This window comes from Wolbachia endosymbiont of Ostrinia scapulalis, assembly GCF_023559145.1.
Classification (GTDB): Bacteria; Pseudomonadota; Alphaproteobacteria; order Rickettsiales; family Anaplasmataceae; genus Wolbachia.
In genome coordinates, this window is the sequence record NZ_CP096926.1 from 222,919 (window position 1) to 248,409 (window position 25,491).

At 33.1% G+C, this 25,491-nt stretch carries 24 protein-coding genes, 1 rRNA gene and 2 pseudogenes; 22 read left to right on the forward strand and 5 right to left on the reverse strand.

What is annotated here, in order from left to right:
* Positions 1-37 precede the first annotated feature (37 nt).
* The 4 genes and pseudogenes from mutL to M1L26_RS01195 form a co-directional block, all read right to left on the reverse strand.
* On the reverse strand, positions 38-1,915 hold the full coding sequence (gene mutL / locus M1L26_RS01180; protein WP_370107309.1) for a DNA mismatch repair endonuclease MutL: 1,878 nt from the start codon (positions 1,913-1,915) through the stop codon (positions 38-40).
* Positions 1,867-2,367: a 5-(carboxyamino)imidazole ribonucleotide mutase gene (gene purE / locus M1L26_RS01185; RefSeq protein ID WP_214249852.1), complete on the reverse strand. Its 501-nt coding sequence runs from the start codon at positions 2,365-2,367 to the stop codon at positions 1,867-1,869. The genes mutL and purE overlap by 49 nt, the downstream gene beginning before the upstream one ends.
* A 401-nt stretch (positions 2,368-2,768) precedes the next feature.
* Positions 2,769-4,094 carry an IS4 family transposase gene (locus M1L26_RS01190; RefSeq protein WP_250120086.1) on the reverse strand — a complete coding sequence of 442 codons (1,326 nt, stop codon included), beginning with the start codon at positions 4,092-4,094 and terminating at the stop codon, positions 2,769-2,771.
* Between the two features lie 309 nt (positions 4,095-4,403).
* Positions 4,404-5,352 (reverse strand): annotated as a pseudogene (locus M1L26_RS01195) (IS110 family RNA-guided transposase).
* Between the two features lie 598 nt (positions 5,353-5,950).
* On the opposite strand from M1L26_RS01195, the gene M1L26_RS01200 reads away from it, so the two are divergent.
* The 10 genes from M1L26_RS01200 (at position 5,951) to M1L26_RS01245 (ending at position 11,633) form a co-directional block, all read left to right on the forward strand.
* Positions 5,951-6,247: a helix-turn-helix domain-containing protein gene (locus tag M1L26_RS01200; RefSeq protein WP_211907726.1), complete on the forward strand. Its 297-nt coding sequence runs from the start codon at positions 5,951-5,953 to the stop codon at positions 6,245-6,247.
* Positions 6,248-6,307: 60 nt separating this feature from the next.
* A complete protein-coding gene (rpoZ, locus tag M1L26_RS01205; RefSeq protein ID WP_250120264.1) occupies positions 6,308-6,700 on the forward strand; it encodes a DNA-directed RNA polymerase subunit omega in 393 nt (130 codons plus the stop codon).
* 29 nt (positions 6,701-6,729) lie between these two features.
* Positions 6,730-6,975 carry a monovalent cation/H+ antiporter complex subunit F gene (locus M1L26_RS01210; protein WP_012481980.1) on the forward strand — a complete coding sequence of 82 codons (246 nt, stop codon included), beginning with the start codon at positions 6,730-6,732 and terminating at the stop codon, positions 6,973-6,975.
* 6 nt (positions 6,976-6,981) lie between these two features.
* Entirely contained in the window at positions 6,982-7,254 is a 273-nt protein-coding gene (mnhG, locus tag M1L26_RS01215) for a monovalent cation/H(+) antiporter subunit G (RefSeq protein ID WP_012481981.1), read from the forward strand.
* 11 nt (positions 7,255-7,265) lie between these two features.
* Positions 7,266-7,790: a DUF4040 domain-containing protein gene (locus M1L26_RS01220; RefSeq protein WP_250120265.1), complete on the forward strand. Its 525-nt coding sequence runs from the start codon at positions 7,266-7,268 to the stop codon at positions 7,788-7,790.
* Positions 7,783-8,202 (forward strand): Na(+)/H(+) antiporter subunit B, encoded by a 420-nt coding sequence (locus M1L26_RS01225; RefSeq protein WP_010404274.1) that lies wholly within the window; start codon positions 7,783-7,785, stop codon positions 8,200-8,202. The genes M1L26_RS01220 and M1L26_RS01225 overlap by 8 nt, the downstream gene beginning before the upstream one ends.
* Positions 8,199-8,501, forward strand: a complete 303-nt coding sequence (locus M1L26_RS01230; protein ID WP_211907728.1) for a cation:proton antiporter subunit C — start codon at positions 8,199-8,201, stop codon at positions 8,499-8,501. The genes M1L26_RS01225 and M1L26_RS01230 overlap by 4 nt, the downstream gene beginning before the upstream one ends.
* A 139-nt stretch (positions 8,502-8,640) precedes the next feature.
* Entirely contained in the window at positions 8,641-10,536 is a 1,896-nt protein-coding gene (gene rpoD, locus M1L26_RS01235; protein ID WP_211908756.1) for an RNA polymerase sigma factor RpoD, read from the forward strand.
* A gap of 776 nt (positions 10,537-11,312) precedes the next feature.
* Entirely contained in the window at positions 11,313-11,456 is a 144-nt protein-coding gene (locus M1L26_RS01240) for a GDSL family lipase (RefSeq protein ID WP_068651816.1), read from the forward strand.
* 12 nt (positions 11,457-11,468) lie between these two features.
* Complete coding sequence (locus M1L26_RS01245) at positions 11,469-11,633, forward strand: GDSL family lipase (protein ID WP_246433122.1); 165 nt, start codon at positions 11,469-11,471, stop codon at positions 11,631-11,633.
* A 533-nt stretch (positions 11,634-12,166) separates the two neighbouring features.
* On the opposite strand, the gene M1L26_RS01250 is transcribed toward M1L26_RS01245, so the two are convergent.
* Positions 12,167-12,784 (reverse strand): hypothetical protein, encoded by a 618-nt coding sequence (locus M1L26_RS01250; protein WP_211907729.1) that lies wholly within the window; start codon positions 12,782-12,784, stop codon positions 12,167-12,169.
* Between the two features lie 153 nt (positions 12,785-12,937).
* Here M1L26_RS01250 and M1L26_RS01255 point away from each other — a divergent pair.
* From M1L26_RS01255 to M1L26_RS01315, 12 genes and pseudogenes are all read left to right on the forward strand, one after another.
* Positions 12,938-14,440: ribosomal RNA gene (locus tag M1L26_RS01255) — 16S ribosomal RNA — on the forward strand.
* A gap of 102 nt (positions 14,441-14,542) precedes the next feature.
* Positions 14,543-14,920 (forward strand): succinate dehydrogenase, cytochrome b556 subunit, encoded by a 378-nt coding sequence (gene sdhC / locus M1L26_RS01260; protein ID WP_211907730.1) that lies wholly within the window; start codon positions 14,543-14,545, stop codon positions 14,918-14,920.
* On the forward strand, positions 14,917-15,282 hold the full coding sequence (gene sdhD / locus M1L26_RS01265) for a succinate dehydrogenase, hydrophobic membrane anchor protein (protein WP_250120266.1): 366 nt from the start codon (positions 14,917-14,919) through the stop codon (positions 15,280-15,282). The genes sdhC and sdhD overlap by 4 nt, the downstream gene beginning before the upstream one ends.
* 76 nt (positions 15,283-15,358) lie before the next feature.
* Positions 15,359-16,603, forward strand: a complete 1,245-nt coding sequence (locus M1L26_RS01270; protein ID WP_250120267.1) for a hypothetical protein — start codon at positions 15,359-15,361, stop codon at positions 16,601-16,603.
* Positions 16,604-16,721: 118 nt separating this feature from the next.
* A pseudogene (locus tag M1L26_RS06530) lies at positions 16,722-18,021 on the forward strand (sugar phosphate nucleotidyltransferase).
* A 116-nt stretch (positions 18,022-18,137) separates the two neighbouring features.
* A complete protein-coding gene (locus tag M1L26_RS01285; protein WP_211907733.1) occupies positions 18,138-19,367 on the forward strand; it encodes a lipoprotein-releasing ABC transporter permease subunit in 1,230 nt (409 codons plus the stop codon).
* Positions 19,360-20,091 (forward strand): hypothetical protein, encoded by a 732-nt coding sequence (locus M1L26_RS01290; protein WP_211907734.1) that lies wholly within the window; start codon positions 19,360-19,362, stop codon positions 20,089-20,091. The genes M1L26_RS01285 and M1L26_RS01290 overlap by 8 nt, the downstream gene beginning before the upstream one ends.
* A complete protein-coding gene (locus M1L26_RS01295) occupies positions 20,088-21,308 on the forward strand; it encodes a tetratricopeptide repeat protein (RefSeq protein WP_250120268.1) in 1,221 nt (406 codons plus the stop codon). Before M1L26_RS01290 ends, M1L26_RS01295 begins: the two co-directional genes overlap by 4 nt.
* Before the next feature lie 166 nt (positions 21,309-21,474).
* Positions 21,475-22,347, forward strand: a complete 873-nt coding sequence (gene atpG, locus M1L26_RS01300; protein WP_211907736.1) for an ATP synthase F1 subunit gamma — start codon at positions 21,475-21,477, stop codon at positions 22,345-22,347.
* An 18-nt stretch (positions 22,348-22,365) separates the two neighbouring features.
* Positions 22,366-23,700, forward strand: coding sequence for a TldD/PmbA family protein (locus M1L26_RS01305; RefSeq protein ID WP_250120269.1), 1,335 nt, complete (start codon positions 22,366-22,368; stop codon positions 23,698-23,700).
* Between the two features lie 174 nt (positions 23,701-23,874).
* A complete protein-coding gene (locus M1L26_RS01310) occupies positions 23,875-24,126 on the forward strand; it encodes a cold-shock protein (protein ID WP_006015726.1) in 252 nt (83 codons plus the stop codon).
* A 34-nt stretch (positions 24,127-24,160) separates the two neighbouring features.
* Positions 24,161-25,387, forward strand: a complete 1,227-nt coding sequence (locus M1L26_RS01315) for a DEAD/DEAH box helicase (RefSeq protein WP_250126911.1) — start codon at positions 24,161-24,163, stop codon at positions 25,385-25,387.
* The last annotated feature ends 104 nt before the right edge of the window (positions 25,388-25,491 follow it).

The window sequence follows — 25,491 nt, forward strand, 5'->3', positions numbered from 1 at the left end:
TAGAGTTGTATAATCTATACATATTTGTGATAACTTCTCACCTTCGCTCAAATAACTTTTCAATGTCGCTTAATTTCATTTCTATATAGGTTGGCCTTCCGTGATTACATTGTCCAGAATAAGGTGTCTTTTCCATTTGCCTCAATAATTCATTCATCTCCTCCAATTTCATCTTTCTGCCTGCTCTTATTGATCCATAACAAGCAATTGTGGCTAGTATTTTATTCACCTTATCCTCTATAGGTAATGTATCTTCTATTTCTGTTAGTCTATCCACTATATCAATGAGCATTCTCTTTGTGTCTACTGCTCCTAAGATTGCAGGAACTTCTTTTACTATGATCTTATTTTCTGATTTAATTTCAATTTCAAAACCCATCTCAAAAAGTTTATCTTTATAAGTTTTAATTATCTCCATTCCAGCTTGATTTTTGATTTCAACCATTTCAGGCAAAAGAAGTTTTTGTCTTTTTATACTTGATTTCTCCTTTAAGCACTCGTATACTAGTCTTTCATGGGCTGCATGCTGATCTACTATAATTAGTTTGTCTCTTACCTCAGCAATAATATAAGTATTGTAGATTTGACAGTGTGCAAACCCAAGTGGATAGTCCCTTATTAGATCGGTTTGTTTCCTTTCCAAAATTGTAGTTTCTGCTCGTGTAGGAGATTTTTGCATACCAGTATAATCAAACGATTTTGAATGTTCTGATAAGCTTTTTGTCTCTATATTTGGAGAAGTAAATTCTCTCATTAACTGGTTTTCAAAAGGATCCGACCTTCTTCCATAAAATTCATTTTTAAGACTAGACCTACTAAAAGGATCTGATGATAGATGATTCGTTGTTGTTCCAGTCTGGGCCAATACAGTTTCTACAAGATCTATTCTCTTTGATAGCACTTTTATTAGCCCCCTTCTCACTATTTCATATATTAGCCTCTTGTTCTGAAACCTTACCTCTGATTTATTTGGATGAACATTTACATCAACTTGATCATACGGTATCTCTAAGTGCAGCGCTGCAAAAGGATATCTATTGTTTGGAATAAGGTCGTGATACGCATAACGAATTGCACCAATAAGTAGATTATCTTTAATTGGTCTACCATTAACAAATGTATAGATCTGAGTTGAATTGCTACGATTGACAGTAGGTTTACAGATGTATCCTGTAAGCCTAATGCCATCTTCTTCTTCACTAATTTGCAAAGAGTTTTCATGAAATTCTTCTTCTACTTCGCATAGCCTGCTAAATAATGAGGTCTGCTTAGCATACTTAAGAAGCTTCTTATTATCGGAGATAAGAGTAAACTCAATTCCATAATTGATCATTGCTAAGTTGTTTACAATATCAACAATGCTTTGTGTTTCTGCCCTTTCGGTTTTGAGAAATTTTAGTCTATTTGGTGTGGCAAAAAATAAATCTCGTACTTCAATATATGTTCCTATCGATAAAGGATAAGGAACAAGCTCTCCTATTTTTTCTCCCCCCTCATACCTTATAGACCATGCTTGATCTGCTTTGCTTGCCTTAGATGATAATTTTATTCTGCTTACTGCTGCAATTGAAGGCAAAGCTTCTCCTCTAAAGCCAAGATGCTTGATCTCTATCAATTCACTGTCACTCAATTTTGAAGTAGCATGGCGCATAAACGCAAGTTCTAAATCATCCTTTTTTACTCCGCTACCATCATCGATTACAGTAATGAGGTTACGCCCACCACTTTCTATCTTAATTTCTATCTCTGAGCTTCTGGCATCTATTGCATTTTCCACTAATTCCTTTACCACACTTGCAGGCCTTTCTATTACTTCTCCTGCTGCTATACGATTTATGGTTTTTGTATCTAAAAGAACTATTGCCATTATAATGTTGGTTTTTCTTTTACTGCTTGAGTTTGCTCCTCTCTCCATTTTTTTAATCTATCTGCAATTTCACTATTAGAAATCGACAATATAGATGCAGCAGTAATAGCGGCATTGCATGCTCCACTCTCTCCTATAGACATTGTTGCAACTGGAACACCTTTTGGCATCTGCACTATAGATAATAGACTATCTAGCCCATTTAATTGTTTGCTATGCACAGGAATACCGATAACAGGTAAATAAGTAAGCGATGCAGTCATACCAGGTAAATGAGCCGCTCCTCCTGCACCAGCTATAATAACCTTAAAGCCTTTTTCTTGAGCAGACTTAGTAAAATTAAAGAGTCTCTCTGGTGTTCTGTGTGCGGATATTATAAATACATCATGTGAAATTTCCAATTCTTTTAATAGGTTAATAGCATGCACCATAGTGCCATAATCCGACTCGCTTCCCATAATTACAGCAACATCCTTTTTCATTTTTTCTGTATTAGACATGATTTTATTTACTAACCAAATAGTATTTCAGAAGCAACAGATATTTAAATTAAATTACGAATATGATATAGCATTCTCATTAAATAGAAACTTTAAAAATTGAAATGAATCCCTATATTAAAATATAGAGGTATAAATTTCGGATATTAAGGGTCTATTCATATCTATAAGAGTATTAGAGACTTACCTTTTGACAATAGGGCAAAGATCTCTACAGTTAAATCCTTTTATTTGTTTCTTTGCAACTACTTTTTTATATATGTTTCAAAACACTTTCTTTACTTCCGCTATGTTTTTTACTTCATTTATTAAAATAATCTTGCCATTTTGAAAACATTGTTGATTCACTGAAGCCACTTTTTAGGACCTGTAACACTATGTAAAATACCATACGCGTCAAGTTAAGAGATTGTGAGCAAATTTAGAGAGGTTAAAGTGGATACTCTAGCCCTTCTACGTTTGTCTTTTAATGAAAATAGCGACCAAGTTATAGTGAGTTTTTTAAGAAATGCTTTTAAACTATTAATTTTGGTTAATACTAAAAATAACTCTCTAACCCGCCTTTTTAGCTCAATAAATGCCTTTGTTAAGCTAAGTTCTGTATTCTTTTTCACTTCTGTGCAACCAACTATGCCGTGAAATATAAGAATTGCGCACAATTTAGCATATAGTTCACATAATACTCTGCATGGCTTTCCTTTTAGCTTATCAAGCCTGATATAGCTTTTATACAATTTAAATAATAACTCAATTTGCCACCTTACTCTGTAAATCGTTAATACTTGCTCAGCACTAATTTTATTTTCTGGAACATTAGTTATAAATATTGACCAGTTCAACAATTTTTGATTTCTTTTAGAGGATGTATATCCCTGCGATCTTGCTAATCTATTAGCTTTCCTTCTTCTGGCCATAGACTGTTCTTCAGTTAGTTTCTGACATATAATTCTTACTCTAATTTTTGCTTCTTTTCCTAACAATACCTCGTTTTCTAAAAATAACTTATCCTCTAAACATTCTAATAACTCCATTTTTTGATTTGTTTCTACATCATATATGTTGGTATCAGATTTATAACGACTTATGAAATAAGCTCCTATTTCATTGATTTGTTTAAAAGAACTTGGCACAAAATAACCGAGATCAGATATTAGCAAATCATTGCTTAATATATTACTTAAATGTTTCCTATATCCCTGGTCTGATCTTACCCCCTCCGTTAAATTAAGTTGGTCTATTATCTGATTCATGTAGTCGAAAACTAATTGTAACTTTATTCCAGACTTAGTATTGCTTTCATAGCCACTGTAGCTAGTACCATAACCTTTATACATCTCTTCCATACTGTTAGGTAGAGTAATATAGCTACTGTCCAATAATTTAACACTATTAAATTGCTGTAAGATTTTGCAATCAACTTGCAAGATATTTTTAAAGAGAATCACAGATTCATTATACATCCTTTTCATAAATTCCACTGCTTCTTCAGTAAATCTAAAATCCAAACCTTGTTTTGTTATATCTATCGAGTCCTCGTTTAGTAATTGACACATTGTTTCTACGCTACAATTATCAACTCCTATATTACCCAAGACCATGGCTTTTACGAATGATGAACCTTTTAGCTTTCTCTTTCTTTTTATAAACCTTGTTGTAATTGAGATTTTCTCTGCTTTTTCATTAAAAAATTCTTTGAGCTTTTTTGATAAGCAAGTTATTTTATTCATTGGTTCTCTCACTAAAAGTATATCTGGGAGAACTTATACCTTATTATTCTATCTCTTTCATACCTTTATTTCCTTAACTTGACGCGTATGATGTAAAATACATCCTAAATCAACTATGTTTTTTTTAATTTTTCATTTGTATAATTTTGCAACTTTACCCAACCATATAGATAATAAAAACCCGTTTGTCATAGAAACAGAATTCTATATCAAACAGCTACTGCAACAATTTCCATTTAATCTATGTGAACAAGCACTTTAAGTTTGTGTGGACGCACAATATTCATTTCAATTACTGCTATGTAAATTTTAAACATTCAAATTAATTGCCTCTTTAAGCCTTGCATTAGCAATTACTATAATTTTACGCATTAGAGCTGTTATAGCTACCATCTTCTTCTTACCACTTTCAACAAGCTTAGAATAAAAGGTGCCAAGTGCAGATTTGGACCTTGCAGCAGACATGGCAGATGTAAAGAGCTTTGAACGAACATTACTTCTACCTCCTATAATCCTTCGGTAACCAACAGTTTTACCACTTTCCCTAGGATGAGGTGCTACTCCGGCAAGACTTGCTACTTCTTTTCTACTTAAGTAGCCAAGCTCTGGCATTAAACACAAAAAATCTTGTGATAACTTTTTGCCTATTCCAGGAACTGTTTTAAGGATTTTTTGACGTTGTTGTAGCTCATGGCTTTCATCAATAATTTTTTGTATAGTGTCATTGAGTTCGTTTATTTGATTATTGAAAAATTCAATGGTCTTCTGGCAACTTTCCTTTATATGGTCATTTTCAGGAGCTTCCAGTCTACACTTTTCCTGAGCTCTCATTTGCGTAATGTCATCACGACGTTGACAAAGTGCAACCAGGGTTGATTGTTCTTTTGATTGTAGGTACAAATAGAGAGAGAGTTCTATGGCGTTCAAATCCATATTGAGCAAGAGCCCTCGCATCTGATTTATCAGACTTTGCTACAGTTCCGTGAGACAAGATAAAGCTTTTTACTTTACGAGTATTAGCTCGATGTACTGCAATATTCTTGTCAATAAGAAAATGTGACAAACCAAGCTCATATTTTCCTGTGTTTTCCAAAGTTACTAAAGAATTAGGTAGAATATCTGAAAACTTTTGAAATAATTGTTGCCAAACATCAGAATCATTGTCAAATTTGACAGCGTTCTTCTGTTTGTGAATTGCAACGACATTTTTAAATTTTCCGATATCAATGCCAATAAAATTTTGATAAGATGTAACCATAACAAACCTCGATAGTTTTAGTTAATTTAAGATTGTAAACGGGTGCATATATATGTCCCAAGCAACTATTCAAACGTATCGAGAGATGGGCTAGTGTACCTTGATTTAAACGGTTGTAGTACCAATATTCTTCCGGTCGCACACGCCCATGATAGTCCTATTCCTATAGTGAGTAGGGCTATCTTTCCCTCTTATCCTCTTTTATATCACATTTTCAACTTACAATATTCTTGATTTTGTTTCTTTCTACAGAACTCTACTCAGTTTTTCTCCTACTCATCTTGCTCTGTTTTCATAATTTACATACTCTATCTCCGGCTTTATTCCTTTCTTGAGATCATGTACAGTCTCTAAAACGAGTTTGTAAAATGATTATTTCTGTATTTTAAACTTTGCAATTTCAACTTATTCTCTTTAATAGTAAGTTTTTTACAAAATAATAGTTTGAAATTACTAGTATTTTAATAAAAATTATAGTCAATTTAAAACTTTGAGTATCAGATAATTATTGACAAGTTATATACTATTAATATATTGGTATATTAAATATTATGATATAATATTTAATAAAGCTAGTTGGTATGTGAGAGTAAAAATTATGGAAACAATATCATTAAACAATCTGGATAGTGAAGCAATAAAAAAAAAATTGCTTGGCATAATAAGTAAAATTATAGGAAAAAATACTTGGACTCAAGCTTGTGCGGCTGAGAAACTTGGTATTGATCAACCAAAGGTGTCACAAATTAAAAGTGGTAAGATAAGTGGTTTTTCTTTAGAGAGACTGTTAGGTTTTTTGAAAAAGCTTGATCATGAAATAACAATTACAATAACAGAAAATCAATCAGTAAAAGCTAAAGAAGAAAAAGTAGAATGTAGAATTGGATCTCAATAGATCTGAAGTTGACATCTTATTTTTTGTGATATAGTATAAAGCTTATCAAGGTAGTATTTTATGGTTGAGTCTATTGTAGAAAAGTGTGTAGAACAGGTACACAACCGTTTTAAATTGGTTCTGCTAGCAAGTCAAAGAACGCATGATTTGAGTACAGGGGCAAGCGATCCCGTTGAAATGGTTAAGTTTAAAGATCATAAGGATACGATAGTTTCTTTATATGAAATAACGGAAAAGAAGGTGAATACTCATGAGTTGTTTAACCTTTTGGTCAAAAGGTGCAAGGAGCACATGAAAGGAAACACAGATAATACTTATATTAATAGTCCAAGTAAGCTAGCAAATTTGTTAAATTTTTCTGATCATCAACTTAACACAAGTCTGGATGTAAGTCAAGAAAGCCATGATGATGAAATAGATGATCAAGATAGTGGTGAAGAAGTACCGATTTAGAAATCTGCAGAGGTTATAATAGTTTATAAATGATTAGTATTGCTATCTATGTGCTTTTGTTCTGTATGAGTGTAATGTTATGTTGTATAGTATTTAGGTCAAGTGATGTTTACAATAAGATTTTAGCATTCAATAATTTATCAACACAATTAGTTTTACTCATAACAGCAATATCGATTGTTCTGAATGATTTTTTTTTAATTGATATAGCATTACTATATGCTAGCATTAGCTTTATATCAACTATAGCTCTAATGAGATTAATGTTGTTTTGATAATTTATGGTAGCATCCATTCTCATATTTTTAGGTGTTTGTTTAATAGTCATTTCAAGCGTAGGAGTAGTAGTATTTCCTGATTTCTATACTAGACTACATGCTGCAGGTATTGCAGATTCTAGTGGCGCAATGTTGTTGTTGATTGGTTTTGCTTGGCAAAATGAATTTTCAATCAATACTATTAAAGTTATATTATTAATTTTTATAATATGGATAGCCAATTCAACTAACAGTTATATTTTAGCGCGTACTTATTATAAAAGTAAAGACTATTAAAGAAGGTTAAGATGCTAGAAACACTGAATCTAATATTACTTTTGCTGTTACTCACGGTTACAGTTTTTATAGTTCTTTCGAAACATTTGGTTGTAAGTGCTGTTCTAATGTGTGTATTTAGTGCACTTATTGCACTTATGTACTTGATTATGAATGCGCCAGATGTTGCAATTACTGAAGCTTCTGTTGGTGCAGGATTGAGCACAGTCTTTACGTTTGCAGCACTCTCTTTGGTAAAGAATTACAAAGCAAATTTATCTCATAGCCCCACAACACTTTTTTTTATGTTATTTTTGACTGCATGTTTATCATACTTTATGATTCAATTACCAGATTTTGGCAGTCATAATGCTCCAGTTCACTTGCACGTTGCTCCTTATTATGTAGAAAGTACTGAAAAAGCTATTGGTATTCCTAATATAGTGACAGCTGTTTTAGCAAGCTTTCGTGGCTATGACACATTTGGAGAAACTATAGTAGTTTTTACTGCTGCACTTTGTATAATGTTAATATTAGAAGAGAGAGAAAGTGATTAAAGATCCGGTATTAAGTGCAGTAACATTTTTGATGATACCTTTTATCATTTTGTTTGGTTTATATATACAGTTTCATGGTGACTATACTCCAGGTGGAGGTTTTCAGGCGGGAATAATTATTGCTTCTGGGATAATATTATATTCTATGTTATTTGATATACCTACAACTTTAAAAGCAATACCTTACTCTATTATCAAATTTACTAACGTACTAGGTATTTTAACCTATGGAGGAGCTGGTATTATAACAGTTTTATTTGGCCAAAATTTTTTATCCTATAGTATATTATCAGCTGATAGTAGAACAGGTCAAAAATTGGGTATTTTCTTAGTGGAGCTGGGTGTATTGCTTACCGTTTCTTCTTCCATGTTAATCATATATATAAATTTTGCTCGCAAGAAAAAACAATGACTCTATATAATTATGTAGGCATTACTATATTAATGGTGCTGGGTTTCTATATCATTGTAAATGATAAAAACTTAATCAAAAAAATGATGGGATTAAGTGTCTTACAAGCATCTGTTTTGTTGTTTTACATATCTTTAGGGTATGTAAAAAGTTCTTTACCTCCTATATTGACTTCAAATTTTCACTTATATACCAATCCTATACCTCACGTCTTAATGCTTACTGCTATAGTGGTTGGAATTGCAACATTTTCAGTTGGATTGTCCATAGTAGTAAGAATAGAGAGATTAGTTGATTAAAAAGAGTGTGAATAAATTGATAGTATCTTAAACTATATGAAGTAGCAAGTAACTATAAATTAAGAATAAAACTATAAGCTTGCTAATTGTAAGTTTATTTGATAAATAAGAAATAAAATTATAAACTGTAAAGGTAATGATGTCAACTATTAATGGTACGGAAGATAGGAAAAAGATCATCAAAGATCTTGTAACCAAAAGTATAAGAAAGGGCGGTTTTATCACTTTTGATGATATAAATGATAAGTTATCAGATGAAAATTTTTCAACTGATTTTATAGATGATACTATAGCTTTATTGCAAGACTCTGGAATTAACATACTCGAAAGTAGTGAAGATGAGGAAGAAGCTCCTTCTAATGATGATGGTAATAAGCTTGATGATGAGACATCGTTGAATACTACTACAACTTTAGTGCAAAATGATGATCCAGTAAGGATTTATTTACAGGATATGAGCTCTGTAAAGCTTTTGTCACGAGCAGATGAAATTAAGATAGCAAAAAAAATTGAATCTGAAAAGCATAACATGTTACGTGCAATAATTGAAACATCAGTGGCATTCAAAATAATCAAAACATGGCGTGATGATTTAAGTGGTGGAACTTTTTTACTGAGAGAAATTATAAATCTGGATGCAATTTATAACTCTGATTTTAATATGGTAGACAAAGAAGAAAGTGAAGTTGAAGATGTTAGAGATTGTGTTAATGATGAGGAAAAAGGTAATGATGAAAAGGGAAATGAGAGTGAAGACATAAGTTCAGCTAACTTAAATATTTCTGTTCTTGAAATGGAAAGTGATTTATTGCCAAAGGTTATCACGGCATTGGATGAGATCATTGCTTTAACAAATGAAGCATTGGTATTGAAAAAAAATTCTAAAGATTTCTCTAATGAGCTAGAAAATTTATATAATCAAATATGGTCTGTAGCATTACAAATTCAGTTTAGTGATGCTGCTATTACCAGAATTACACAAAAACTTTACGAAATAAGTAGACTAATCACGTTTGAAGAAGCTAATCTTATTACTGAAGCTAGAAAGTACGGTATTGATAGAGAAAGTTTGTATAATGTTTATGATGATGTGCTTTTAGAGCACGAGTTGAGTGAAATAAGTTTTCTCAAGATTAATGAAAATCAATCTCTTTTTACAGGTGAATTAAAAAATAAATTCTTAAGGTTTATAAACGATAGCTATGAGTATATAGCTAGTGCCTTAAGCAATATTAAGAGTTATGTACAAGGAGATAAAGTTCAGGAGTTTAAGAAGGTAATCAAGAGAATACAGAAACATGAACAAGAAGTCTCTCAAGCAAAGCAAGAAATGATTAAGGCTAATTTAAGGCTGGTGGTTTCGATTGCTAAAAAGTATTCAAAAAGAGGACTTGATCTGCTTGATTTGATACAAGAAGGTAATATTGGTCTTATGAAGGCTGTGGATAAGTTTGATTACAAACGTGGGTATAAATTTTCGACTTATGGTACTTGGTGGGTAAAACAATCAATCACTAGGGCAATACCTGAACAGTCTAAAGTAGTTAGAATACCAGTACATATGGTGGAAATTATCAGTAAAATCAACAAAGCATTAAGAAAGATGACTCATGAAATGGGTAGAGAGCCTACATTAGAGGAATTGAGTATAGAATTGGCGATGCCGCTAGAAAGAATACGCAAAGTTATGAAGATAGCAAGAGATCCGGTAAGTCTTGAAGCTCCAACAGGAAAGGATGATAGTAGTACCTTCGGTGATTGTATAGAAGATAAGCGAGTTTCTAAACCAGAGGATGCTGCAATACTTGCCGACTTGCGTGGCATTACGACCAATGTTCTTGCAACTTTAACACCAAAAGAAGAAAGAATTTTAAGGATGCGCTTTGGCCTTGGTAAAGATGGAAAGGAGCATACCTTAGAAGAAGTAGGAAAAATTTTTAATGTTACACGTGAAAGAATTAGGCAAATAGAGGCAAAAGCACTACGTAAGTTGAAACATCCAAGCCGTGCTAAAAAACTTAGAGGTTTCTTTTAAGGCAGAAGGGCTGCTCAAAAAATAGGTAAAATTCAGCCAAAGTTCTATAATTTTACCCTATTTTTCTTTTTTTATAGGCTTTATAGAGCAGTATGATTAGATATTGAATGTTATGGCAAATAAAAATAATAACTCTAATTCAAAGTGTAAAAATTTTTGTGTTCTGGGTGATAGTTTATCTGATAATGGTGTAATTATTGAAATTTTAATAACTTATCCTTTGTAAGAAACGTGAAACTTAATGCCCCTTTTTATTAAGGAGGATTTTTAGCAATGGCCTTACTGTTGTTGAATATGTAGCAAAGTATTTAGGTTTAGAAGAATTTGAGTCATCATGGAGATGCTCATTTTTTGATCGATACTATGAACAGCAAGATCATAACTATGCGATTTTATATGCAACAGCATCTGAAATTCTTAACCCTATTTTTTCTTATTTCCTCAATAAATTTCGTTTAGTTAATCAGCTAAACGCAGTAATTAAACATCATCCAGACGTAGGTAAAGGAGATTTTATTTTTCATTATAATCGAGGAAATAATATTATGGGTGCCACTGCTTATAACAATGTTAAAGCAGAAAAAGTATTGAAATAAAGCGGTTAGTGAAATATGTAATGCATTTGGTTCTAAATTAATATGGTGTAAAGCATGTGATTGTTGCAAATGTGACTGAGGTTGGTTTGATACTAGCTTTAATAAAGACGAAAAGCAAGAGAGCTGGCTGCAAAGCTTACACAGAGTTTCAATACAAAATTAGCTAATGATTTAGATTATATGAAGAAAGGTGCAGATCTTGAAATAAAAGCATTCGATCTTAACTCTAAAATGAAAAGTATGCTTGTTAAATATAAGAGCAAAGGGTTAAATGATCGAGATGCATACCTATCAAACATCGTAGACCAGTTTGGGGTAGGGTGATTTGGAAAAAGTATGAAGATACTCTTGTTGATATTTAAAGGAAGGCTTGATACTTACTATAATTCTGGATGCAGCACAGAAATACTAAAGGATTATTTCTTTTTTGATTATTTTTATCCAACTGCAGAACCTTATTGTGAAGTTGGTAATGAAATGTATGAGTTGATAAAAAATTAGATTTCTTTTAAACATCTTTACGGTTTGTAGTAACTATCTGCGTAGCTGAATGGTAAAGGGAGGGGGGTAAACAAAGTAATCTAAAATATAGAGAAAATACAACGGTGCTTGATACAATAGCTATTGCGATTTTATTCTCTTTTTGTCATTTTAGTGCTAGAATGACATTCTGCTAGTGAAGTTTATTCTTTGATATATTAACTATAAATATAGAGAAGTCTTACTAAATAAAAAGGTAAAAGGAACCTCTGAGTAGTGAAATTTTGACTCTATATTACTGTAAGTGGTGCTGTAATAATGTTCTAACAAGCGCGACTTGGCTGAGTATAGAAAAAATTTAAAAAACCGCTATAATTTTACGTAATTTACCAATAAACACCTAAGTTTTTACTGGATTTTGTGATTGATCCTACAGTCAAAAACAAATTTTGAGTCATAAATACTTTTAGTGCCATAATAAAATAGGTAGGTTTGTCAAGTAAAGTTCTTTATTTCATCAGATGCGCTGCCAAATTGTTATGCAAGCAAGTTTTTTAGTTTTCGTATATCCGAAGTAATTCTTGTGCATTGGCCTTGATTAGAGTCGGACATTCTCTATCATTTAATAATGAATGCAATATTTCAATTGCACCTTTAATGTCGTTACTGTGTATCTTTACTATAGCGATAGCTTCTTGGCTTGAATAAGGGTACACTGCATTTGATTCTAAATTACTAATTTTATCTCTATTTGTTTTTTCATCGCTGGAGTGAAGTAAGCTCATTACTTCTAAGTATTGTGCTAACTCACGCAAAACATCAGGAGCATCTTTATCGTCTGCCAAATCATTATAAATAATAGATGCCGTGTCTGTTGGCATTGAATCTGAGATATGATTGAATGCGCGTTCAAAATTTGCTAAATATTCCCAATTTGAATCTATTTCTTCTAGCAGTGACTTATTATCTTTTTTTAAGAATAATACTTCGTAAAACTTGTCACCTGCAGTTATAGATTGTTTTGTGTTATCAATGTTACGCAATAAGTATAATGTGATGCCAACTAACATTGGCGCGAGTGCAAGCAGAAAGATGTATTTTTTCATGGTAATATTCCAAATAGTTATATATTTATACATTAATGCTTTTGATTTGCAAAAACATATTGACATAGTGATTATATCACATAATAATATTCTTAGAGTTGTTTGAATAGTTGGAGATTAAAATATTTCTAAAGTAGAAATAAAGACAGCAGTATTAAGCTAAATTATTTTTTGTCGGATTTATCCGATGTACCCTCAACCTTTTATAGGTTGAAGTCTAAATTTGAGAGTTTGATCCTGGCTCAGAATGAACGCTGGCGGCAGGCCTAACACATGCAAGTCGAACGGAGTTATATTGTAGCTTGCTATGGTATAACTTAGTGGCAGACGGGTGAGTAATGTATAGGAATCTACCTAGTAGTACGGAATAATTGTTGGAAACGGCAACTAATACCGTATACGCCCTACGGGGGAAAATTTATTGCTATTAGATGAGCCTATATTAGATTAGCTAGTTGGTGGAGTAATAGCCTACCAAGGCAATGATCTATAGCTGATCTGAGAGGATGATCAGCCACACTGGAACTGAGATACGGTCCAGACTCCTACGGGAGGCAGCAGTGGGGAATATTGGACAATGGGCGAAAGCCTGATCCAGCCATGCCGCATGAGTGAAGAAGGCCTTTGGGTTGTAAAGCTCTTTTAGTGAGGAAGATAATGACGGTACTCACAGAAGAAGTCCTGGCTAACTCCGTGCCAGCAGCCGCGGTAATACGGAGAGGGCTAGCGTTATTCGGAATTATTGGGCGTAAAGGGCGCGTAGGCTGGTTAATAAGTTAAAAGTGAAATCCCGAGGCTTAACCTTGGAATTGCTTTTAAAACTATTAACCTAGAGATTGAAAGAGGATAGAGGAATTCCTGATGTAGAGGTAAAATTCGTAAATATTAGGAGGAACACCAGTGGCGAAGGCGTCTATCTGGTTCAAATCTGACGCTGAAGCGCGAAGGCGTGGGGAGCAAACAGGATTAGATACCCTGGTAGTCCACGCTGTAAACGATGAATGTTAAATATGGGAAGTTTACTTTCTGTATTACAGCTAACGCGTTAAACATTCCGCCTGGGGACTACGGTCGCAAGATTAAAACTCAAAGGAATTGACGGGGACCCGCACAAGCGGTGGAGCATGTGGTTTAATTCGATGCAACGCGAAAAACCTTACCACTTCTTGACATGGAAATCATACCTATTCGAAGGGATAGGGTCGGTTCGGCCGGATTTTACACAAGTGTTGCATGGCTGTCGTCAGCTCGTGTCGTGAGATGTTGGGTTAAGTCCCGCAACGAGCGCAACCCTCATCCTTAGTTGCCATCAGGTAATGCTGAGTACTTTAAGGAAACTGCCAGTGATAAGCTGGAGGAAGGTGGGGATGATGTCAAGTCATCATGGCCTTTATGGAGTGGGCTACACACGTGCTACAATGGTGTCTACAATGGGTTGCAAGGTGCGCAAGCCTAAGCTAATCCCTAAAAGACATCTCAGTTCGGATTGTACTCTGCAACTCGAGTACATGAAGTTGGAATCGCTAGTAATCGTGGATCAGCATGCCACGGTGAATACGTTCTCGGGTCTTGTACACACTGCCCGTCACACCATGGGAATTGGTTTCACTCGAAGCTAATGGCCTAACCGCAAGGAAGGAGTTATTTAAAGTGGGATCAGTGACTGGGGTGAAGTCGTAACAAGGTAGCAGTAGGGGAATCTGCAGCTGGATTACCTCCTTAGGCTTTGTACGTAATTCACCATTTCAAATAATAGTGTCATTATGTACTATACTGCTGTCTTTACTTCTACTTTATTTTTTAATTTCTCGATAACGAAATTTTATGAGTAATAGGCCTCTTTCCCCACATTTACAAATATATAAAGTACAAGTTACTAGTTTTTTTTCTATTATGCATAGATTGACTGGTATCTTGCTATTTCTTTTATTAATCATACTTTCTTGGTATTTTATATTATATGTTTACTCCCCTAAGTTAATTATAGTAAGGTGCTTAAATGCATTATTGTTCACTCCTGTTGCTAAATTAGCTTATATCTTGTGCTTTGTAAGCTTTATGTATCATTTTCTTAATGGTATTCGTCATTTATTGTGGGATGCTGGGCTTAATTTAGAAATTGCTAGTGTTTTAAAAAGTGCTATGTTACTAACAATAATGCTATTTCTTTCTACTATGGCTTTTTTATTTATATTTATATGAGTCAATCTGTAAATTCAGTACATCATTGGTGGATCCAGCGTGTTTCTGCGGTGATTTTGTTATTTTTATTTCCTTGGTTTATTTACTCATTTTCTTGCACATTTTATGTTGATGGCCCTTTATCTTTTAATGAAAAATTATTTCAGGCTATTAATCATTCACTAGAGCTTTTGTTTTTTGTTATACTGGTGTTTTGCATTTTTTGGCATGCAGTTCTTGGAATGCAGGTAGTGTGTGAAGATTATATAGACAGCGTACCTCTAAGGATTTTTACAATTACATGCATAAAATACTTATCAAGCATTACTTATATAGTCCTTGCTTTTACGACTTTTTTCTTTTATAGGCATATTTTCTTGTAAAATTGTTAGTTTTGTGTTAATATATTATTAGTTTACTAATTTTATTATTGAACTATAGCGATTTTGGTTTGACAACATGTTCGGAGTGTTAAAAAAAGCAGTAACAGATTTTACACTTAAAGCAAAAGGTTTATTTGCTTCATCTGAATCTCAAGTTTATGTCAAGGATCTTAGAAAGGTAATGACCTATACAGATGGAAGAAAATGCAAATATCCAAAGAATTACGATCAGATTGTAGAATCTGTGAAAGTTATAGAAAGTAAGAATAGTGATGGTGAGACTATATATAAACTTTCATATGGCGAGAGAGATCGAAAGCGGTCAAGTTTTGAATTAACTTTTGTCAAGGAAACGGACGATAGGTCTTATTTTACTATTGACTTTTTAGTTAATCGGGAAAAAAACAAGGATGTTAAGCATTATGATGGCTACTATAAACCATTTGAGTTTTCAAAAATCGATCTTGAAAAACATATTCCAATTTTTGAAGCTAAAAAAACTAATGATCCTAAATATCCGTTTAAATTAACTCACTCTTCTGTGCTAATGAAAAAGGTAAAAAATGGAGAGGGTAAAGTTCAGGGATTTGTTGATGAAAAGGGAAGAAATGGAGAATTACTATACACTAGTAATTATAAAAAATTAAGCACTAATTTTTCAGAAATTAGAGATCAAAATGGTAGTCTAGAGCTAGATAAAAGTCTGATATCTGTTCCTATTGTTTTTGTTGCGGGTTTAGCTAAGATTTGTGCTAGAATGCTGACTTTTATTCCTATGAAATTAGGAGAGAATTTGATAGCTAGAAAAAATCGAGTTGCAAAATCTTTTGGTTATCTTTTTTTCACTCCTGCAGTGGTAGTAAAAAATTTAGTAAATATGGGAGCTACAATACTTGAGGTTCCAATTTTATTATTTGTAGAAAATGAGAAAAAGTATGGTGATGCTTATCTTACTATGTTGAAACACCAATTGAAAGAATGTTGGAAAGAGGCAAAAAGTGACTTTAATATTATTAAAGGTGAAGAAGGGCTAAAGCCGGAGCAGAAGGATCATAAGCCACTCAGTATAGTGGGTACATGGGATGAGCTTGATGCTAGAAGTCCAGGTATTGAAAGAGACTTGGAAAAGGCGCTGAATAAAAGTAGTGAAAGTATAGATAAATCCAGAGAACCAGGTGTTGGAGAAAGCTTAAAGGAGAAGCCGCAAAACAAAACTGATAAAAAAATAGCTGCAGCCGTTAATCAAAAAAGCAGCATTCCTCATATTGATAGAGAGATAGAAAGAAGACAAGACTCATCACGAAATGTAGGGATTCCATAATGCTCGTAGTCAACCATCACTTTAAATTACTTTTTACTTTAATCATCTCACAATAAAAACTTGCATGCATTTTGCCGTTAGTATAAGATATTAATCAAATAATTAATATCTTAATTAAATGCGCCCTGTAATACTGTGTGGTGGTAGTGGCAGCAGACTTTGGCTTCTATCTAAGCCAAAGCAATTTCAGAAAATATTTAGTCAGAATACTATGTTTCACAACACTTTGTTGAGGCTAAAAAGCGATTATATGCCACCCATCATTACCACAAATATACAATATGAGTCATTATTGATGCAGGAATTACATGCATTACAGGAATGTAAAGTAGTTTTTGAACCAGTTAAAATTGGGACAGCGGCAGCAATACTAATTGCTGTGCTTCTCTGCGATAGGAACGAGACAATCTTAGTTCTTCCTTCAGACCATTTTATAGGTGATTTGAATAGTTTTTATGTTTCTATTGAGAAAGCGTCTAAGCTAGCCTCTGAAACTGACTCTATAGTCACTTTTGGGGTAAAGCCTCATGAATTCAATTCTGAATACGGCTATATAAATGCAGTATATGGTCAGAAAGAAAAATGTCATATAGTAAAAGATTTTACAGAAAAACCCGAGCGTAAGGTAAGTAACGATCATTATTGGAACTCTGGAATATTTGTGTTCAGAGCAAAACGCTATATATGAGATAAAAAAAATTGCTCCGACTCTCTATAATTTATGTTGTAAAAGTATGAAGCATTTTGTACCACGAGAGAGATTTCTGTATTTAGAACAGCAAAATTGTGCAGGAATGGGTGATACATCTATTGATCACCTAGTGATAGAAAAAGCAGAAAATATTGTAATGATAGAAGCCAATTTCGATTGGATGGATGTTGGCACTTGGGGTTCAGTTTTAGAGTTAAGTAAGAGATTTAATAAGAATTTTGAGTCGTTTCAAGCTGTAACCAACGGAAGAGAGCCAGTTTTGATGACAGAAAATGATGCAAAAAATTTACTAGGTAGAGTTTATAAACAGCCAAGTAAGAGCCTAATGTTGTTCATTAATAAAGTTAAGGAAGTAAAGCCAATAAGGAAAGAGATTAAGCCATGGGGATTTTATAGTGTAGTTTTAATGGGCAAGGATTTTCTTATAAAATATCTTTTTATAAATCCACTAAGCTGCACTTCTAAGCAATTTCACCACTATAGAGATGAGTACCATATAATACTATCAGGAGTTGGATATGTTAGTTTAGATGACAAAACATATGCTATAACGAAAAATCATGTAATAGAGATTCCAAGGAAGGTGTTTCATAAAATTGAGAATAAAAGTACAAGATTTCCTCTTGAGATAGTTGAGTTTCAGGTAGGAAAGTTTTTATCTGATAATGATATAGTAAGATTGGACGATATATATGGAAGGTCTTAATATAGAATATTGAATATATTCTATAAGCTTGCTAAATTTAGACAACCTAATTTGAGGTAAAGGAAAAATTACAGTTATATGAAGCATAAAAAGTATGATATTTAAATCTTAGTATAATGTCTATTGCCTTTGAATTTACTATGGCTATTCGCTATTTGCGAGCAAAGAATTCTAGATTTTGCTCTATAATGGCCTTGTTTTCTATTATTGGTATTGCTCTTGGAGTTGCAACGCTAATAGTAGTAATGTCTGTAATGAATGGGTTCAGAGCAAAGCTGCTCGACTCTGTACTTGGCATTAATGGCCATATTAATGTTTACTTTGATAGAAGCATAAATTCAGATTACCACGTAGTGTTAAAATCTATTGAGAAAATCCCAGGTGTATTAAAAGCTACTTCTATGACCAATGATCAAGTGATCGTTGCAGCAAATGGTGGAATTGTGGGTAGCGTAGTCCGTGGTGTGTCAACTAAAGACTTACTTAATAATACTACCGTTAAGAATAATGTAATTATGGGTAACGTGGAAAAATTCGATGAAGGTATCATAATAGGGGCAAGATTAGCAGAAGCTTTGAATATTGATTATGGTGATAACATTATGCTTATATCACCTGAAGGATTTGACGCATTGTCTGGTGAAATACCAAAAATGAAAGAATATAAAGTTGTAGCAATATTTGATATGGGTATGTTTGAGTATGATAATACTTTGGTGTATATGCCCATAAAGTCAGCTCAAGCTTTTTTTAATTATAAAGATAATGTGAGAAGTATAGAAGTGTTTGTAGATGATATTGCTATGGCTAATAAGCTAGCAAACGTTATAGCAAAAGAAACAGGAATGAGAGCTGAAAGTTGGCAATCTCAGCAAAGCCATTATGTTAATGCTTTAAAGACTGAAAGAAATGTGATGTTTTTAATTCTCACTTTAATTATAGTTGTAGCAGCATTCAATATTGTTTCAAGTTTGATGATGATAGTGCAAGAAAAGAAATCTGCAATTGCAATTATGCGTACATTTGGTGCAACAAGCGGAAGCATTATGCGCATATTTTGTGCTTGTGGATTGCTCATTGGTTTTACAGGAACTTGTCTTGGCTCTATTATAGGGGTTGTTTTTTCTCTCAATATTGAAAATATTAGAGTGTTTTTAGAAAACATTACCAACATCAAGCTATTTGATCCTATGATATACTTTTTTTCAAGTTTGCCAGTGATATTAGTTTCTCAAGATGTAGTGAACATTTCTGCACTTGCATTGTTCTTGTCATTTTTAGCAACAATTCCTCCTGCATTGCAGGCAGCTGCACAAGACCCAGCGGAGATATTACGTTATGAATGATACTCGAAAAAAATGCATAGGTTGGTTCTTAATTGTATTGTTATTTGCCAGCTATATTACAATAAATAACATAATATTTTTTAAAATAAATCAGCAAGAAAGTGAAGACAGTATAAGTGTTTTAACGGAAAAGATAGATGAACTTAGAATGTTGCTTGAAATTAATCAATCTAGGGTAGAAAAAAGGATATTTGACTTAAAGAGAAATCTTCACACTCAATGTGAGCAGGGTGATGGTAGTTTAAGGCATAAGAACCTCGCAAAGTTGCTGCTACTTGTGATTAAGATGAAGAATTCGTTATTGCGAGGAGCCAAGTTTGATAATCATATAAATTCAATAAAGCCTTTGATATCAGAGCTTGACGATCCAGAAATAGAAAATGCAGTAAATGAATTGGAAAATTTGAAAGAGGTAGATACTTTACGCGGGTTGAAATTGTCTTTTGAGAAGAACATGACTGTTATTAACTACAATAAAAGTAACTTGTTTAAAAAAATCATTTCAAATTGGATAAAGATAGATGATCGTAGTGATCCACTCAGGTTAAAGCTTGCGGAAATTGAAGAATTAATAAGCGATAATGATTGGCAGAGCATAGCCACCGCAATAAGTGACTTAACATACCCAGAATTCAAACCATGGCTTAATAAATTGAATGATTTTATTGTAGCTTTCAAGAATACTTCAATAATATATCGTCACTTATTACAATACATCTCATGATTTATTTTATAATTTTTGCTTTTTCTTTTTTATTTGGCATATGGATCAAGGTAAGTGGTGAAGTAATAAAATTGGAATTAGGCAATTACACTATAAGTATTGATCTATATTTCGTTATTCTTGCTTGCGTAGTCTTATTATTTTTATTGATTGCAGTTGCACGTTTTTGTTCTTCTATTTCATCAACATTTGCTAACATAAAAAATAGAAGAAGAAGTAGGGAAGAATTGCTTCTCTTTGAAGCTTTCTTTAGCTTAGACTTAGGTAATATAGAGAACACCAATAAGCTAATTAAAAATCTAAATGAAGAAAGTGATAAATTATCTTTAGTAAAGCTCTTTAATTCAGGTAAAACGGGAAATTACAGCTTTTTCAGCCATAATTTAACGAGTATTGCAAGTAAAAATCGCAACTTAGCTCTACTTCTGATCAATAAACTGATTATTCACCTAAAGCAAGAAAGGTTAGTCTTTCAAAAATTTATAGAATATTGCTCTAGTTCAATTAATGATAAAATTTTGTCTATTCCCTTTCAAATAGAGCATTGTATATTGCAAGAAGATTGGATAAATGCAATTTCAAAGTTAAAGGAAGCTATCAAATTCAATATTTTTCTTCCCTTTGATCGTAAAAAGATGTTAGCGGTTTTTTATTGCGCTTTAGCAAAGCAATACGAAAGTAAAGGAAGTTTTTACAAAGCTATAGATTATTTAGCTAAAGCACAAAGTTATTATGCAACTTTTCAGCCCATCAATTATTTAAAGGCAGAATTATATATCAAGCTTGAAAAAATCAGAAAAGCTTCTACAGTATTAGAGGAAGAGTATAGAGTAAATCCTACTCCTCAATCAGCTAGAATGTATATCAAGTTAAATAATAAAGGCGCTGAAAGACTATATAACTTACGCCCTGATTATTATTTTAGTTATTGCTTGCTTGCTTTGTCTTCAATTAGCTTAGGGAAATATGATCTTGCAAGTCAGCATTTAGATATTGCTATGAAAAAAGCTAATTACATATCAATCTACCTTGTGATGGTACAGCTCAAGATTATGCTACAAGAGTATGATCAAGCAATTTACTGGCTAAATAAGATGGACTCAGAAGCTGTGCCTGATCCAGATTGGAAATGTGTTGATTGTAATAAAGAGCTAAAGCAATGGGATTATAAGTGCTCAAGTTGCAATAGTCTTAATTGTATTTACCTTATATTATAAGACTCCATAAGGTGTGATACTTTTACATCGAGATTGCTTTAATATAATCTTTATCTCAAAACAGTAAATCTGTGAGTTTCTTAGTTAGGTTTGACTCCAATGTCAAAAAAACTTGTTTTTAGACATTATCAGTTATATATTTTAATAAATTAGAATTATATATAAAATGAAGAGCTTAAAGGAATTATCCTTAAGAATTAAAAATATTAAGTCTGTGCAGAAAATCACGAAAATAATGCAAATGGTTTCTGCAGCAAAATTATTACAAAGCCAAAAGAAATTATCAAATTCAAAATTGCATATATCTAAGCTGCATAGCATTATTTCTTCACTAGCGCTATCAGCGGATCAAGAGTTACTAGCAAGAATTCTAAATATCAATAATGAAGATTCTTTCCTAGTATTTATTATTGCATCTGATCGTGGTTTATGTGGCAGCTTCAACTCCTCTGTTGTTAAATTCAGTCAGGAGCATATAAACAAATTAATTGCAAATGATAAGAAAGTAGACATTGTTTTTTTTGGTAAGAAAGCTTTTGAGACAGGCAAAAATAGATTTAATTCTAAAAATATCTTGAAGGTTGAAAATAGTAAGGGAATCACACTAAAGCGTGTGGAAGCCTTGGTTAGTGATATAGATCTAAGTAAATACAATAAAGTTAAGGTTTTTTACAATAAATTCTATAATACCTTCATGCAAAAGCCAATATTAGAAACAATAAAACCATGGAGTAAAGACTCATTATTAATTGATAATTCTGTAGTTAGTCCTCTAACAGATTACAGCTATGAGTATGAACCACAAAATATTGAGTTTATTTTAAAATCTTTGACTCAAGATTATGTTACAGCTGCTCTTTATTCTGCTTTACTTGAAAGTGCAGCAAGTGAAAATAGTGCTAGGATGGTTGCTATGGAATCAGCAAACAGAAATACAAAAGAAATGCTAAATAAACTAGCATTACTTTATAATCGTTCTCGTCAAGCAGCAATTACAACTGATTTGATTGAAGTTATAGGTGGTGCAGAATCTTTATAGAAACTCAAGGAATGAAAAATGAATATATTAAATATTGCAGCAGATATCACTAAACTAATAAAAAAGCAGAATCAAGACGCAGAAGTTACAATATATGAAACTAATAAGACCTCGGTTTCTCAGCGTCTATCAAAAATTGAACAAATATCACAATCTAAAAACTGTACTGTCGGAATTAGAGCTATAGCAGGTAAGAACAAAGCTGCGTATATTTCCACAAACGATTTGAATAATCTTAGTAGTGCAGTGAGCCAAGTGGTGGAAATGGCAAAGAATGCCCAGGAAGATCCTTATATTAGTTTTGCTGTAGATGGCAGTAATTATATCTCTTCTGCAGATTTAAATATCTCAGATAATAATGTTGTAACAATTAATAAATTAAAAGAAATTACTGAAGCTACAGAAAATTCAGCTCTTGCACATAAAAATATTATTAATTCCGAAGGAGCTTCATCTTCACATACTTCAGTAAATACAGTATTATCAACCGTTTCTGGTTTTGTTGGTTCATTTAGTAAGTCAACTTTTGTTAATCAGGTTTCTGTTGTTGCTGGAGAAAAGAGTGAAATGAAAATAGGCTACGATTACGATGTAGCATGCAACTTCAGTGATTTAAAAACACCGGAGTCAATAGGGAAAGAAGCAGCAAAAAGAGCAATAGATCAATTGGATTCATGTACAATCAGGACAGGCAAATTTCCGGTTGTTTTTGAAAAAAGAGCAGCAAAAGAGCTAGTAAAGAGCTTTGCTTCTGCCATAAATGGTAGCAATATTGTAAATAATAGCTCTTTTTTGAGAAATAGTTTAAATACTCAAATTTTTAATACTGAGATTAGCATTATTGATGACCCATTGTTACCAAGGGGTATAACATCAAGACCGTTTGACGGGGAAGGAATAATGAGCAGAAGAAATGAATTTGTAAAAAATGGAGTACTGCAAAACTGGATTTTAGATCTATATTCGGCTAGGAAATTAAACTTGGAAACGACCGCAAATGCAACTCGTGCAAGTAATGCTGCAATTATTCCTTCAGCTAGTAATTTCTATTTCAAAAATGGTAATAGATCGTTTAAGGAATTAATTGAGGAAGTAAAAGAAGGAATATATGTAACTGATTTATTTGGTTTTGGTGTTAATTTAATCAATGGCGATTATAGTCAAGGTGCATGCGGATTTTTTATAGAAAATGGTAAAATAACGTATCCAATACACGAGATTACTGTTGCCGACAATTTGAAAAATATGTTTAGCAATTTAGTTGTTGCAAATGACCTAACTTTCTGTGGGCAGTTTAATTCACCAACGATTAAAGTTAGCGAAATGACAGTAGCAGGTTCACTTAGTGATTAAAAATTTTAGTTGCATTAAGTACAATAATTGTGTACTATTACTATGTAATGTTAAGAATAGACTATGGAGTATAGAAGTTTAGTTGCAGTAACTAAGCTTAAAGCATTCTAAATCGTAATTTCAAAGTTTTTCATCACATTAATAATATTAGTTAGTAGTTTAGGAGTTATCCATATGGAATTTGGTAATATAAAATGGTTTAATGTTGAAAAAGGCTATGGTTTCATCAAGCCAGAAGGTAAAGGTGAGGACGTTTTTGTACATGTTAGTACATTAGAACGTTCAGGAATAAGACCTGATGCACTTCGAGGAGAGGATAAAAAGAAAGGAATGAAAGGGGAAAGAGTAAGTTATGAGCTTAAAGAGGAGCGTGGTAGGAACGGGGAAGATAAAAAGTCTGCAATAAATTTAAGATTAGAAGATTAGTCTATCGTGAAGCTTTTTAATAGGGTAATGTATTGTGAGTAACTTTCATGAAATGGGGCTTCCAACTTTGCTTAGGCAAGCTCTAAGTAAAAATAATCTTTGTATTCCAACCCCGATTCAAATGCAAGCGATTCCTCTAGCTCTCCAGGGCAAAGATATCCTTGGATCTGCTCAAACGGGAACTGGAAAGACTTTGGCATTTGCTATTCCACTGGTTGCTAAATTACTGAATGAGCCAAGCATTGGTTCAGCTTTAGTCATCGTGCCAACCAGAGAGCTTGCTCATCAGGTAACAAATGAGATAAGAAAACTCTTATCTCAAAATTCTGTACTAAGAGTCGCTTTGTTGATTGGAGGTGAGCCTATTTTTAGGCAGCTAAATCAGCTTCAGAAAAAACCACAAATCATAATAGGTACTCCTGGTCGTATTATAGATCATATTGAGCGTAAAGCTTTGATTACTCGCAATGTCAGCACTCTTGTGCTTGATGAAACGGATCGTATGTTTGATATGGGCTTTGGAATTCAAATTGAAGGGATCATGAAATATCTGCCAAAAATACGTCAGACTCTTATGTTTTCTGCAACTCTTCCTAGTGATATAGTTAAACTTACTGAGAAGTACCTTAATCAGCCAGAGCGTGTTTCTGTTGATTGTCAGGCTACAACTTCTGCAAAAATTAAGCAAGAAATTGTTTATGCGTCAGAATCAGAAAAATATGGAAAACTTGTTACACAATTATGTCAGCGCAAAGGATCGATCATTATTTTTGTCAAAACAAAGCGAGGAGCGGATCAGCTAGCTGACAAATTGCACAAAGATGACTATAGCGCTTTGGCAATTCATGGTGATTTAAGGCAGCACAAGCGTGAAAGAGTCATTAATTCTTTTCGTCGTGGCCGCAATCGAATCATGGTTGCAACAGATGTTGCTTCTCGCGGCCTTGATATTCCGCACATTCAACATGTTATCAATTATGATGTACCACAATCGCAAGCTGATTATGTTCATCGTATAGGTAGAACTGCACGTGCGGGAGCTGAAGGATTTGCATTATCTTTTGTTACACCTCAAGATCAGAGAAGACTGCCTGCACTAGCAGATAAAGAAGGAGAGCCAAATTTTGATTGTAGTATGCAATCTCAAAAACGTAACGGCAAAAAGATCTTTAAAAGGCCAAGTACGTTAAAGGCTAAATACGGTAGAAAAAAGATCAATGTATTTAAGAAGAAAAGCAGAGTACTAGAAAAAGCGTATTAATGTACTTAACTATTCTTCTATTCTTTAAAAGCTCCAGTAAGCTTGCTGCAAAGTGAAGTGATTGGAGGATGGTAGAAAGAATATATAGCTAGCCCAAATTAGAT

Excerpts from the sequence above, each read along its gene's own strand:
- mutL (WP_370107309.1), bottom strand. The coding sequence starts at position 1,915 with ATGGAGAGAGGAGCAAACTCAAGCAGTAAAAGAAAAACCAACATTATA.
- purE (WP_214249852.1), bottom strand. The coding sequence starts at position 2,367 with ATGTCTAATACAGAAAAAATGAAAAAGGATGTTGCTGTAATTATGGGA.
- M1L26_RS01190 (WP_250120086.1), bottom strand. The coding sequence starts at position 4,094 with ATGAATAAAATAACTTGCTTATCAAAAAAGCTCAAAGAATTTTTTAAT.
- M1L26_RS01200 (WP_211907726.1), top strand. The coding sequence starts at position 5,951 with ATGGAAACAATATCATTAAACAATCTGGATAGTGAAGCAATAAAAAAA.
- rpoZ (WP_250120264.1), top strand. The coding sequence starts at position 6,308 with ATGGTTGAGTCTATTGTAGAAAAGTGTGTAGAACAGGTACACAACCGT.
- M1L26_RS01210 (WP_012481980.1), top strand. The coding sequence starts at position 6,730 with ATGATTAGTATTGCTATCTATGTGCTTTTGTTCTGTATGAGTGTAATG.
- mnhG (WP_012481981.1), top strand. The coding sequence starts at position 6,982 with ATGGTAGCATCCATTCTCATATTTTTAGGTGTTTGTTTAATAGTCATT.
- M1L26_RS01220 (WP_250120265.1), top strand. The coding sequence starts at position 7,266 with ATGCTAGAAACACTGAATCTAATATTACTTTTGCTGTTACTCACGGTT.
- M1L26_RS01230 (WP_211907728.1), top strand. The coding sequence starts at position 8,199 with ATGACTCTATATAATTATGTAGGCATTACTATATTAATGGTGCTGGGT.
- rpoD (WP_211908756.1), top strand. The coding sequence starts at position 8,641 with ATGTCAACTATTAATGGTACGGAAGATAGGAAAAAGATCATCAAAGAT.
- M1L26_RS01240 (WP_068651816.1), top strand. The coding sequence starts at position 11,313 with ATGAAGAAAGGTGCAGATCTTGAAATAAAAGCATTCGATCTTAACTCT.
- M1L26_RS01245 (WP_246433122.1), top strand. The coding sequence starts at position 11,469 with ATGAAGATACTCTTGTTGATATTTAAAGGAAGGCTTGATACTTACTAT.
- M1L26_RS01250 (WP_211907729.1), bottom strand. The coding sequence starts at position 12,784 with ATGTCAATATGTTTTTGCAAATCAAAAGCATTAATGTATAAATATATA.
- sdhC (WP_211907730.1), top strand. The coding sequence starts at position 14,543 with ATGAGTAATAGGCCTCTTTCCCCACATTTACAAATATATAAAGTACAA.
- sdhD (WP_250120266.1), top strand. The coding sequence starts at position 14,917 with ATGAGTCAATCTGTAAATTCAGTACATCATTGGTGGATCCAGCGTGTT.
- M1L26_RS01270 (WP_250120267.1), top strand. The coding sequence starts at position 15,359 with ATGTTCGGAGTGTTAAAAAAAGCAGTAACAGATTTTACACTTAAAGCA.
- M1L26_RS01285 (WP_211907733.1), top strand. The coding sequence starts at position 18,138 with ATGTCTATTGCCTTTGAATTTACTATGGCTATTCGCTATTTGCGAGCA.
- M1L26_RS01290 (WP_211907734.1), top strand. The coding sequence starts at position 19,360 with ATGAATGATACTCGAAAAAAATGCATAGGTTGGTTCTTAATTGTATTG.
- M1L26_RS01295 (WP_250120268.1), top strand. The coding sequence starts at position 20,088 with ATGATTTATTTTATAATTTTTGCTTTTTCTTTTTTATTTGGCATATGG.
- atpG (WP_211907736.1), top strand. The coding sequence starts at position 21,475 with ATGAAGAGCTTAAAGGAATTATCCTTAAGAATTAAAAATATTAAGTCT.
- M1L26_RS01305 (WP_250120269.1), top strand. The coding sequence starts at position 22,366 with ATGAATATATTAAATATTGCAGCAGATATCACTAAACTAATAAAAAAG.
- M1L26_RS01310 (WP_006015726.1), top strand. The coding sequence starts at position 23,875 with ATGGAATTTGGTAATATAAAATGGTTTAATGTTGAAAAAGGCTATGGT.